The 11,615-nt window shown below is 60.5% G+C and carries 11 protein-coding genes; 7 read left to right on the top strand and 4 right to left on the bottom strand.

Annotation, left to right across the window (positions count from 1 at the left end; genetic code table 11):
• Nucleotides 1-33 precede the first annotated feature (33 nt).
• The 4 genes from zwf (at nt 34) to AC07XZ_RS08520 (ending at nt 3,786) form a co-directional block, all read left to right on the top strand.
• Nucleotides 34-1,500, top strand: coding sequence for a glucose-6-phosphate dehydrogenase (gene zwf, locus AC07XZ_RS08535; protein ID WP_011335604.1), 1,467 nt, complete (start codon nt 34-36; stop codon nt 1,498-1,500).
• Nucleotides 1,487-2,200 (top strand): 6-phosphogluconolactonase, encoded by a 714-nt coding sequence (pgl, locus tag AC07XZ_RS08530; RefSeq protein WP_085606568.1) that lies wholly within the window; start codon nt 1,487-1,489, stop codon nt 2,198-2,200. The genes zwf and pgl overlap by 14 nt, the downstream gene beginning before the upstream one ends.
• A gap of 17 nt (nt 2,201-2,217) precedes the next feature.
• Complete coding sequence (locus tag AC07XZ_RS08525) at nt 2,218-2,883, top strand: bifunctional 4-hydroxy-2-oxoglutarate aldolase/2-dehydro-3-deoxy-phosphogluconate aldolase (protein WP_064383724.1); 666 nt, start codon at nt 2,218-2,220, stop codon at nt 2,881-2,883.
• Between the two features lie 186 nt (nt 2,884-3,069).
• The gene (locus AC07XZ_RS08520) at nt 3,070-3,786 is read left to right on the top strand and encodes an intradiol ring-cleavage dioxygenase (protein ID WP_085745180.1); all 717 of its coding nucleotides are present in this window, start codon (nt 3,070-3,072) and stop codon (nt 3,784-3,786) included.
• Here the strand turns inward: AC07XZ_RS08520 and AC07XZ_RS08515 are convergent.
• Nucleotides 3,783-4,964 (bottom strand): aminotransferase class V-fold PLP-dependent enzyme, encoded by a 1,182-nt coding sequence (locus AC07XZ_RS08515; protein WP_102687271.1) that lies wholly within the window; start codon nt 4,962-4,964, stop codon nt 3,783-3,785. The two genes, AC07XZ_RS08520 and AC07XZ_RS08515, sit on opposite strands and share 4 nt — an antisense overlap.
• A gap of 30 nt (nt 4,965-4,994) precedes the next feature.
• Entirely contained in the window at nt 4,995-5,231 is a 237-nt protein-coding gene (locus tag AC07XZ_RS08510; RefSeq protein ID WP_003213031.1) for a DUF3820 family protein, read from the bottom strand.
• A 205-nt stretch (nt 5,232-5,436) separates the two neighbouring features.
• Between AC07XZ_RS08510 and AC07XZ_RS08505 the strand changes: the two genes are divergently transcribed.
• Nucleotides 5,437-5,904: a PA2169 family four-helix-bundle protein gene (locus tag AC07XZ_RS08505; RefSeq protein WP_007951153.1), complete on the top strand. Its 468-nt coding sequence runs from the start codon at nt 5,437-5,439 to the stop codon at nt 5,902-5,904.
• 69 nt (nt 5,905-5,973) lie between these two features.
• On the opposite strand, the gene AC07XZ_RS08500 is transcribed toward AC07XZ_RS08505, so the two are convergent.
• Complete coding sequence (locus AC07XZ_RS08500) at nt 5,974-6,444, bottom strand: MaoC family dehydratase (RefSeq protein WP_003227420.1); 471 nt, start codon at nt 6,442-6,444, stop codon at nt 5,974-5,976.
• 42 nt (nt 6,445-6,486) lie between these two features.
• Nucleotides 6,487-7,431 carry an alpha/beta hydrolase gene (locus AC07XZ_RS08495; RefSeq protein ID WP_102687272.1) on the bottom strand — a complete coding sequence of 315 codons (945 nt, stop codon included), beginning with the start codon at nt 7,429-7,431 and terminating at the stop codon, nt 6,487-6,489.
• A gap of 248 nt (nt 7,432-7,679) precedes the next feature.
• Here AC07XZ_RS08495 and fadD2 point away from each other — a divergent pair, with 248 nt between their 5' ends.
• Complete coding sequence (gene fadD2, locus AC07XZ_RS08490) at nt 7,680-9,368, top strand: long-chain-fatty-acid--CoA ligase FadD2 (protein ID WP_085745177.1); 1,689 nt, start codon at nt 7,680-7,682, stop codon at nt 9,366-9,368.
• Between the two features lie 347 nt (nt 9,369-9,715).
• Nucleotides 9,716-11,413: a long-chain-fatty-acid--CoA ligase FadD1 gene (gene fadD1 / locus AC07XZ_RS08485; RefSeq protein WP_064598913.1), complete on the top strand. Its 1,698-nt coding sequence runs from the start codon at nt 9,716-9,718 to the stop codon at nt 11,411-11,413.
• Nucleotides 11,414-11,615: the final 202 nt, after the last annotated feature.

Below are 11,615 nucleotides of genomic sequence, written 5' to 3'. Positions count from 1 at the left end.
TTTGTAGCTTAACTTGATAAAAGAACAAACATCATGCCTTCGATTACGGTTGAACCGTGCACCTTCGCCTTGTTCGGCGCCTTGGGCGATCTGGCCCTGCGCAAGCTGTTTCCTGCCCTTTATCACCTTGATGGCGCCGGCCTGCTGCACGAGGACACGCGCATTATCGCACTGGCCCGTGAGGCGGGCACCGAGCAGCAGCACCTGGCGTTCATCGCCGCCGAGTTGCGCCGTTACGTGGGCAAGGAACTGGACGAGGCCGTGGCCGAGCGCTTTCTGGCGCGTCTGACCTACCTGCACGTCGACTTCCTCAAGGCTGAAGATTATGTGGCGCTGGCCGAACTGGCCGGCAGCACGCAACGCATGATTGCCTACTTCGCCACCCCGGCGGCGGTGTACGGCGCGATCTGCGAGAACCTGGCGAACGTCGGTCTGGCGGAAAACACCCGCGTGGTGCTGGAAAAGCCGATCGGTTCCGACCTGGAATCCTCGCGCAAGGTCAACGACGCCGTGGCGCAGTTCTTCCCGGAGAACCGCACCTACCGCATCGACCACTACCTGGGCAAAGAAACCGTTCAGAACCTGATCGCCCTGCGTTTCGCCAACAGCCTGTTCGAAACCCAGTGGAACCAGAACTACATCTCCCACGTGGAAATCACCGTGGCCGAGAAGGTCGGCATCGAAGGCCGCTGGGGTTACTTCGACAAGGCCGGTCAGCTGCGGGACATGATCCAGAACCACCTGCTGCAACTGCTCTGCCTGATCGCCATGGACCCGCCGGCCGACCTGTCCGCCGACAGCATCCGTGATGAAAAAGTGAAAGTGCTCAAAGCCCTGGCGCCGATCAGTCCGGAAGGCCTGACCACGCAAGTGGTGCGCGGCCAGTACATCGCCGGGCACAGCGAAGGCAAGTCCGTGCCGGGCTACCTTGAAGAGCCGAATTCCAACGCCCAGAGCGATACCGAAACCTTCGTTGCCCTGCGTGCCGACATCCGCAACTGGCGCTGGGCCGGCGTGCCGTTCTACCTGCGTACCGGCAAGCGCATGCCGCAAAAACTGTCGCAGATCGTCATCCACTTCAAGGAACCGTCGCACTACATCTTCGCCCCCGAGCAGCGCCTGCAGATCAGCAACAAACTGATCATCCGCCTGCAACCGGACGAAGGCATTTCCTTGCGCGTGATGACCAAAGAGCAAGGCCTGGACAAGGGCATGCAACTGCGCAGCGGCCCGCTGCAACTGAATTTTTCCGACACCTGGCGCAGCGCTCGGATCCCCGATGCCTACGAGCGGTTGTTGCTGGAAGTGATGAACGGCAATCAGAACCTGTTTGTCCGTAAAGATGAAATCGAAGCCGCGTGGAAATGGTGTGACCAGCTGATCGCCGGGTGGAAAAAATCCGGTGACGCGCCCAAGCCGTATGCGGCCGGGTCGTGGGGGCCGATGAGCTCCATTGCATTGATCACGCGGGACGGGAGGTCGTGGTATGGCGATATCTGATGTGAAATTGCCCGAGGGCGTGAATGCCCGCGAATTCAAGAGCCCGGTGCTGCTCGCCGAAGGCCTGGCGCTGAATGTCGCCAAGCAATTGAGCGAAGCGCTGGCTGCACGTGGCAACGCCGTGCTGGTGGTGTCCGGCGGCCGTAGCCCGGTGGCGTTTTTCCAGCACCTGGCCAAGCAGGAACTGGACTGGTCGAAGGTCGTCGTGACCCTGGCCGACGAGCGCTGGGTACCGGTCGAACATGCCGACAGCAATGCCGGTCTGCTCAAGCAGTATCTGCTCAAGGGCCCGGCGGCCAAGGCGCAGTTCCTCAGCCTCTACAGCGCGGCGGCCAACGTCGAGCAGGCTGCGGAGCAGGCCGATCGTTTGCTCGCCGAGTTGCCGCCCATCGACGTGCTGGTGTTGGGCATGGGCGATGACGGTCACACCGCGTCGCTGTTCCCGGACAGCCCGAACCTGGCCGAAGCCCTGCAAGCCGACGGCACCCGTCGCTGCTGGCCGATGCTCGCGCCAAGCGTGCCGCGTCAGCGCCTGACCATGAGCCGCGCACTGCTGGCGTCGGCGAGGCACAAGATTCTGTCGATTTCCGGTCAGTCGAAACTGACCACCCTGAATGCCGCACTGGCATCCAACGACGTCGCCGCCATGCCGGTTCGCGCGTTTCTGCAACCTACGTTAGAGATTTACTGGTGCCCATGAGCCAAGGAACAGCCGCTATGAAAACCCCATCCCCGACCGTTTCCATGGCGGACAAAGTTGCCCTGATCGACAGCCTCTGCGCCAAGGCGCGGATCCTGCCGGTGATTACCATCGCCCGTGAACAGGACGTGCTGCCGCTGGCCGACGCCCTGGCCGCCGGTGGTCTGACCGCGCTGGAAGTGACCCTGCGTTCGCAGTTCGGCCTCAAGGCGATCCAGATCCTGCGCGAACAGCGCCCGGAACTGGTGACCGGTGCCGGCACCGTCCTCGACCGCAACATGCTGGCCGCGGCCGAAGCCGCCGGTTCGCAATTCATCGTCACCCCGGGCATCACCCGTGACCTGCTGGAAGCCAGCGTCGAAAGCCCGATCCCGCTGCTGCCGGGCATCAGCAATGCCTCCGGCATCATGGAAGGTTATGGCCTGGGTTATCGCCGCTTCAAGCTGTTCCCGGCGGAAGTCAGCGGTGGCGTGGCAGCGATCAAGGCACTCGGCGGCCCGTTCGGCGAAGTGAAATTCTGCCCGACCGGCGGCGTCGGCCCTGCCAACATCAAGAGCTACATGGCGCTGAAAAACGTCATGTGCGTGGGCGGTAGCTGGATGCTCGATCCTGAGTGGATCAAGAACGGCGACTGGGCCCGTATTCAGGAATGCACCGCTGAGGCGTTGGCGCTGCTGGACTGATCGCTTCACCCGACACTTCGTTGTGTGTTCTACGGCTTTACGGTGCGCTTGGTCGGTGCACCGTTTTTTTTTGCCCGTAAAAAACTTCGTTATCTGGAGATACGTTATTTGGAGATACATAGTTACCGCACCTGGCTTCGCGTGTGACGTTAACCTGCGTTCATCTTAAGGAAGAGAGAACGCGTCATGGATAACCAGCCTTCAGCTCCATCGGTTTATCAACTGGCCCCCGAGCAAGTCGCCGGGCCGTATTTCCGCAATCCCAAATTGCTGCGCCGCAACATCAGTGAAGGCGCCGAAGGCCTGCCGCTGTTGCTGCGCCTGACCATCGTCGATGCCATGACCGCCGAGCCGGTCAGCGGTGCGCTGGTGGATATCTGGCACTGCAACGCACGCGGCGCGTATTCCGGCTGGAGTCGGGTGAACCCGGATCTGGAAGTCGACGTCGAGGACATTGGCGCGATCCCGCGAACGGACGACGACACCTATCTGCGCGGCGGCCAGTTCAGCGACCACAAGGGCAGGGTGCGCTTCACCACGATCTATCCGGGTTTCTATGCCGGGCGAGCGCTGCACATTCACGTGGCGGTACGCATCGTTGCCGGCAATGAGTACCTCGAGGAGCGCAACGTGGCCTGGGTCGGGCAGCTTTATTTTCCGGAGATGGTGTCCCGTGGCGTGCTCAATGCCAAGGCCTATCGCGGGCGCAGCTCGCTGCCGGTGTGCAACACCGACGATGCCTATTACGCCAACATGGGCGGTGAAGAGTCGACCCTGACGGTGTGGCCGATCAGCCGCGATTCACACGAGGACGGTTACTTCGGCCACCTCACGATCGGCATCGACACCTTTGCGGTGTCGTCGCAGATCAAGCCCGAGGACTTCGACAAGTACACGGTTTAACGCAGTTCGTTCAGCGCCTGAATCAGCGACTGAATCTCCGCCGCCGTGGTGGTCAGCGACGGCGTGACACGGATGCACGGCCCGCAGGCTGCGCCGTTGCGCACCACGGTGAACAGGTTGTAGTCGTTGAGCAGGCGTTCGACCATCGCCTGCTGGTCGGCATGACGGGTAAAGCGCAGAGAGGTGATGCCGCAGTACAGGCGCGGATCGTCCGGGGTCGTGACTTCGATGCCCGGCAGATTGCGCACGGCGCTCACCCACAGGTTGCGCAGGTAATTCACCCGCGCGCCTTTGGCGGCCGCGCCACCCAGTGCGCGGTGTTCCTCGAGCACCAGTGGCAAGGTCATCAGCGCCGGAATGTTCGGCGTGCTGTAAGGCGTGCGCGAACGGATGTCGCCAGCCGAAAAATGCATCTCGCCCATGTCCGGATCAATGTCGGCCAGGCGCTGTGGAGCGATGTAGATAAAGCCGAGGGTCAGCGGCGAGCCGATCCACTTGTGCAGGTTGTACCCGGCGAAGGCGATGCCCAGCGCTTCCAGGTCGAACTCGATCTGACCAAGGGCATGGGCACCATCGAGGATGATATCGACGCCGTATTCCTTGGCCAGCGCGGCAATGGCCTGCACCGGCATCACCAGCCCGGTGCGGTGGGTGACGTGGGTCAGCGCCATCAGCTTGAGCTTCGGATAGCGGATGAAGGCTTCGCGGTAAGTCGCCAGCAGGCTGTCGAAGGTGGCGGGGTGGGCGTGCTCGATCTCGATCACCTCGACCCCGCGATGCTTTGCCAGCCAGCGCATGGCGCCCTTGACCGTGTCGTACTCCAGATCGCAGATCAGCACCTGGTCGCCAAACTGCAGACGGTTGTAGTTGCGGATCAGCGATTGCAGGCCGGCAGTGGCGTTGTGGGTGAACGCCACGCTTTGCGCGCGGACGCCGATCAGCTCTGCCAGTTGCGCGCGGATGTCGAGGCTGTCGTGCTGCTCGAAACGCTGTCGCACGTAGATCGAGTTGCTGTTGTTGATCAGCTCGATGTTGCGCTGGTACTCCTCGACCACCGTGCGCGACATGCGCCCGAAGTAGCCATTCTCCAGATTCACGGGGCCGGGGTGGCGGTCGTAACGGTCGGCGAAGGTTTGCCAGAAGGCTTCGTCTCGGGCGCGGCGGGTGTTATCGGGCATGGTCGACTCGACTCGGATCAGGGTGACGCCTTAGTGGCGTGGGGCAGGTTTGCCGTGTTTGGCGCGCAGCGGTTCGAGCAGTTCCGACAGGCCGTTGTGATCGATTTCCTGCATCAATGCCAACAGCCCGCCCAGTTCGCCATGGGGAAATCCTTCCCGGGCAAACCAGTTCAGGTAGGGGCCCGGCAGGTCGGCAATGATCCGGCCCTTGTATTTGCCGAAGGGCATTTCGCGGGTGATCAGCAGTTCGAGCTTTTCAGGGTTCATCGTTGGAATCGTCTGGCTTTGAAAACACTTCGGAAAATACAGGCATTCTGCATGCAGGCCAAATGACAGATCATGCAAATAACAGGCATACAGATTTTCCTTTTATTTATAAGTTATTGAAAAATAACGATTAATTTCTTTTCGAAAAGCTGGCATGACCACTGCAATACTCCTTGCATCTTTCACCCACGCAAGGAATTGAAAAATGACTGACATGAATAAAGAAGCCATCTCCGTCCTCAACGACCTGATCGAAACCAGCAAGGACGGTCAGGAAGGCTTCAAGACCTGCGCTGAAGACATCAAGCACCCAGAGTTGAAAACCCTGTTCGTGAAACGCTCCGCCGATTGCGCAACGGCTGCGGCCGAGCTGCAAGCCGCGGTGCGTTCGATGGGTGGCGATCCGGAAACCTCGACCAGTGTCAGCGGTGATTTGCACCGTCGCTGGGTCGACGTCAAAGCGATGTTCACCGGCAAGGACGAAGAAGCGGTGCTCAACGAAGCCGAGCGCGGTGAAGATCACGCCCTGAAGGCTTATCGTGAAGCGATCGAGAAGATCAACAAGCACAACCTGGTCGGCATTCGTGATCTGGTCGAACGCCAGTACCACGGTGTGCAACGCAATCACGATCAGGTGAAGGCGCTGCGTAACCAGGCTCGCGCACGCTCGTAAGCGTTCGAAGCCCACAAAAAACGCCAGCTGGTCTGGCGTTTTTTTGTGTCCGGATTTAACCGAGGACGATCAGCCGATGCTGATGGCCGGCAACGTCGGCAGGGTAACAGTCTGCTGCTTGCGCGGCGCCAGAATTTCGGCCTCGCCATCTACTACCAGCTCATCGCGCTGGTTGAATACGCGAGTGGCGATGCGCACGCGGAACTTCGGCAGTTTCTCGAGGATCTCCAGGCGTACGGTCAGGGTGTCGCCGATCTTCACCGGCTTCTGGAAGCTCATCTGCTGGCCGATATAAATGGTGCCCGGCCCAGGCAGCTCGCAGGCTACTGCGGCACTGATCAGCGCGCCGCTGAACATGCCGTGGGCGATGCGTTCCTTGAACATGCTGGCGGCGGCGAACTCGGCGTCCAGGTGCACCGGGTTGTGGTCGCCGGACATCGCGGCGAACAGCTGAATGTCGCGTTCCTCGACAGTCTTGCTGTAGCTCGCGGTCTGGCCCACTTCGAGGGCTTCGTAAGGGATATTGGTAACCTGGGTCATGGGTCTGAATTCCTGTGACGGATGAAATGAATCCACAAAAAATTATTCGCTGCGGTGCGGCCGGCGATGGCTCAGGGCCTGGTCGATCCAGGCCAGCACATCGGCGGTCACTTCGTCGCGGTTGCTCTCGTTGAACAATTCGTGCCGCGCCTGCGGGTAGATCTTGAGTTGCAGGTTCTGGCTGCCGGCCGCGCGCAAGGCGTTGGCCAGATCAGTCAGACGCTTGCCTTCGCTCACCGGATCACATTCGCCGCCGATCACCAGCAGCGGCAGGCCCGGATCGATCTGGGCGAGATTGGACGCTTTGCTGATTTGCTGCAACCCGCCGAGCAGGTCGATCCACAGTTGATTGGTGCAGCGAAAGCCACACAGCGGGTCGGTGGCGTACTTGTCGACCTCGGCCGGGTCGCGACTCAGCCAGTCAAACGCGGTGCGCGCCGGTTTGAATTTATTGTTGAACGAGCCGAACGACAGCCACTCGATCAGTGCGCTGCGACCCTTGGCGCCCTGGCGCAGCTTTTCGAACCGGGCGATCTGCCGGGCCGCGCGATACAGCGCAACCGGCTGGAAATTCGAGCCACTGAGAATCGCGCCATGCAGGCTGGCGCTGTGATGCAGCAGATAAGCCTGGGCGATGTAGCTGCCCATGCTGTGCCCGAGCAGCACGATCGGCACCCCCGGATGGCGCTGGCCGATGTGCTGGTTGAGGCTGGCCAGATCACCGACCACCTTGCACCAGCCATCGTCATCGGCGAAATGCCCCAGCGTCCCATGATCGGCGGTTTTGCCATGGCCGCGCTGGTCGGGCGCGTACACGCCGTAGCCTTCAGCACAGAATGCTTCTGCCAGCCTTGCATAGCGGGCACTGTGTTCTGCCATGCCGTGGGCCAGCAGCATCACCGCCTTCAGCGGCGCGTTCGGCAGCCACAGGTTGACGAAGAGGCGGCTGCGGTCACTCGCGTCCAGCCAGAAGGTGTCGTGGATCATGGCGATTCCTTTTGCGGCCTGTTTTTGCTCAAGCGTCGTGCAGAGGTTGCATTGTATAGCGCGTCCGATCAGCTCATGCCACGGCAGGAAGATTCACACGATCAATGACGACCTTGCCCATATTTGCCTGATTGACCATAGCTGCTAGTGTCCGTGAAGCCCCGCTTTTTGCTCTCGACTTTTTCAGGGACAGAAAGAAATGACAGCGAAGCGGCCCCGGATCGGCTCAGGTAAAGAGGACAAGAACAATGCAACCTGATTTCTGGAATGACAAACGCCCGGCGGGCGTACCCCTGGACATCGACGCGGGTGAATTCAAGTCGGTGATCGAGGTGTTCGAGCGTTCCTGCAAGAAATTCGCTGATCGCCCGGCGTTCAGCAACATGGGCGTGACCCTGACCTATGCCGAGCTGGAGCGCCAGAGCGCCGCGTTCGCCGGTTATCTGCAAGCCCACACCGACCTGGCGCCGGGGGATCGCATTGCGGTGCAGATGCCCAACGTCCTGCATTATCCGATTGCCGTGTTCGGGGCCTTGCGTGCCGGGCTGATCGTCGTCAACACCAACCCGCTGTACACCGCGCGGGAGATGCGTCACCAGTTCAAGGACTCCGGCGCCCGGGCGCTGGTGTACCTGAACATGTTCGGTCAGAAGGTTCAGGAAGTGCTGCCGGACACCGACATTCAGTACCTGATCGAAGCGAAGATGGGCGACCTGATGCCCACCGCCAAGGGCTGGCTGGTCAACACCGTGGTCAGCAAAGTGAAGAAAATGGTCCCGGCGTATTCGCTGCCCCAGGCGATTTCCTTCAAGAGCGCGTTGCGCATGGGCCGGGGCCTGGGCATCAAGCCGTTGAAGGTCGGCCTGGATGACATCGCCGTTCTGCAATACACCGGCGGCACCACCGGCCTGGCCAAGGGCGCGATGCTCACCCACGGCAATCTGGTGGCGAACATGCAGCAGGTGCGTGCCTGTCTCGGTCAGTTCGGCAGCGACGGCCAGCCGTTGTTGCGCGAAGGGCAGGAGGTGATGATCGCGCCGCTGCCGCTGTACCACATCTATGCGTTCACCGCGAATTGCATGTGCATGATGGTGTCGGGCAATCACAACGTACTGATCACCAACCCGCGTGACATCGGCGGCTTCATCAAGGAGCTGAAGAACTGGAAGTTCTCGGCGCTGCTGGGGCTGAACACGCTGTTTGTCGCGCTGATGGATCATCCGGACTTCAAGACACTGGACTTCTCCACCCTCAAGCTCACCAACTCCGGCGGCACCGCGCTGGTCAAGGCCACCGCCGAGCGCTGGGAGCAGATCACCGGTTGCCGGATCACCGAAGGCTACGGTCTGACAGAAACCTCGCCGGTGGCCTGCACCAACCCGTACGGCGAGCTGTCGCGGATCGGCACGGTCGGCCTGCCGGTGCCGGGCACCCGATTGAAAGTCATCAATGACGACGGCGTCGAGCAGCCTTTGGGCGAGCGCGGCGAGCTGTGCATCAAGGGCCCGCAGATCATGAAGGGTTATTGGCAGAAACCCGAAGCCACCGCCGAAGTGCTGGATGCCGAGGGCTGGTTCAAGTCCGGCGACATCGCGGTAATCGACCCGGACGGTTTCGTGCGCATCGTCGACCGCAAGAAGGACATGATCATCGTCTCGGGTTTCAACGTGTACCCGAACGAAATCGAAGATGTGGTGATGGCTCACCCGAAAGTCGCCAACTGCGCAGTGATCGGCGTGCCGGATGAGCGTTCCGGTGAGGCGGTGAAGCTGTTTGTGGTGGCGCGGGAAACCGGGGTGAGCCTGGAAGAGCTGAAGGCTTACTGCAAAGAGAATTTCACGGCGTACAAGGTGCCGAAACACATCGTGCTGCGTGAGTCGTTGCCGATGACGCCTGTCGGGAAAATCCTGCGCAGAGAGTTGCGCGATATCGCCTGATCGGTGATGCGTACCCGTTGAGTACGAAAGATCGCAGTCTCTGGCGGCTACCTCAAGCTGCGGGAGGCTGCGATTTTTGCTTTCTATCCGCGACGTTGTCCCCGAAAACCGGGCCTTTCAAGGTCTTATAGGATTTTTGCTCTAAAATGACTGCCAGTAGTTCTTGAGTCATGAAAATGACTGTAGGGGCCGCTTTTGGCTCTAGTCGACCCTTGGCAAAGCTGCTACTCTCGGCGCGCTTTGTGACTTCTCGGCCTTGTAAAAAGCCAGACTCACCAATAAACAAACACCAATAATAATCGCATCAAATGCGGTGCTGAATTCGCGTTGCTGAGGAGTGGGCTTCCATGATCGAAGACTTTTGGAAGGATAAGTACCCCGCTGGAATTGCTGCCGACATCAATCCAGACGAGTACCCGAATATTCAGGCAGTGTTGAAGCAATCCTGCCAACGCTTCGCCGACAAACCGGCGTTCAGCAACCTGGGCAAGACCATCACCTACGGTGAACTGTACGAGTTGTCCGGTGCGTTTGCCGCTTATCTGCAACAGCATACCGATTTGCAGCCCGGTGATCGAATCGCCGTGCAACTGCCCAATGTGTTGCAGTACCCGGTCGCCGTCTTCGGTGCCATTCGCGCCGGGCTGATCGTGGTCAACACCAACCCGCTGTATACCGCGCGGGAAATGGAACACCAATTCAACGACTCCGGTGCCAAGGCGCTGGTGTGCCTGGCGAACATGGCGCACCTGGCCGAAGCCGTGGTGCCGAAAACCGGCGTCAAGCACGTCATCGTCACCGAAGTCGCCGACCTGCTGCCGCCGATCAAGCGCCTGCTGATCAACAGCGTCATCAAGTACGTGAAGAAAATGGTTCCGGCCTATCACCTGCCAAAAGCCGTCAAGTTCAACGACGTGCTGAGCAAGGGCCAGGGTCAGCCGGTCGCCGAAGCCAACCCGGACAGCGGCGACGTCGCGGTGCTGCAATACACCGGCGGCACCACCGGCGTGGCCAAGGGCGCGATGCTCACCCATCGCAACCTCGTCGCCAACATGCTGCAGTGCAAGGCGCTGATGGGCTCCAACCTCAATGAAGGTTGCGAGATCCTGATCACCCCGCTGCCGCTGTACCACATCTATGCGTTCACCTTTCATTGCATGGCGATGATGCTGATCGGCAACCACAACATCCTGATCAGCAACCCGCGCGACCTGCCGGCGATGGTCAAGGAGCTGTCGAAGTGGAAGTTCAGCGGTTTCGTCGGCCTCAACACGCTGTTCGTGGCCCTGTGCAACAACGAAGGTTTCCGCAAGCTGGATTTCTCGGCGCTGAAAGTCACCCTGTCCGGCGGCATGGCCCTGCAACTGGCCGCGGCCGAGCGCTGGAAAGCGGTCACCGGTTGCCCGATCTGCGAAGGTTACGGCATGACCGAAACCAGCCCGGTGGCCACGGTCAACCCGATCCAGAACATCCAGATCGGCACCATCGGCATTCCGGTGCCGTCGACCCTGTGCAAAGTCATCGACGATGCCGGTGTCGAGCAGCCGCTGGGCGAAATCGGCGAGCTGTGCGTCAAGGGCCCGCAAGTGATGAAGGGTTACTGGCAGCGTCAGGAAGCCACCGATGAAATGCTCGACAGCGAAGGCTGGCTGAAAACCGGTGACATCGCGCTGATCCAGCCGGACGGCTACATGCGCATCGTCGATCGCAAGAAAGACATGATTCTGGTGTCCGGTTTCAACGTGTATCCGAACGAACTGGAAGACGTGCTGGCGGCCCTGCCGGGCGTGTTGCAGTGCGCAGCCATCGGCGTTCCGGACGAGAAATCCGGCGAGGCGATCAAGATCTTCATCGTCGCCAAACCGGGTGTCACGCTGACCAAGGAACAGGTGATGGAGCACATGCGCGCCAATGTCACCGGCTACAAGGTGCCGCGTTCCGTTGAATTCCGCGATGCGCTGCCGACCACCAACGTCGGCAAAATCCTGCGTCGCGAGTTGCGCGACGAAGAGCTGAAGAAGATCAAGGCGAAGAGCGCCGCATAAAACAAAAAGCCCCGCAGATGCGGGGCTTTTTGTTGGTGCAGAGCAGGGCCTGGATTATGCGGTGAACCTGCCCCTCACCCCAGCCCTCTCCCGAGGGAGAGGGAGCCGATCGGGGGGCTGTTCAAAACCCGAGTTCGGCTCGATATCTCAGGTCGACGTACCTTGTCCAATCACCTCGGTCGGTCCCCTCTCCCTCTGGGAG

Source organism: Pseudomonas sp. GW458-11-26-14-LB4 (assembly GCF_059423925.1).
This window is presented reverse-complemented; position numbering and strand designations above follow the sequence as displayed.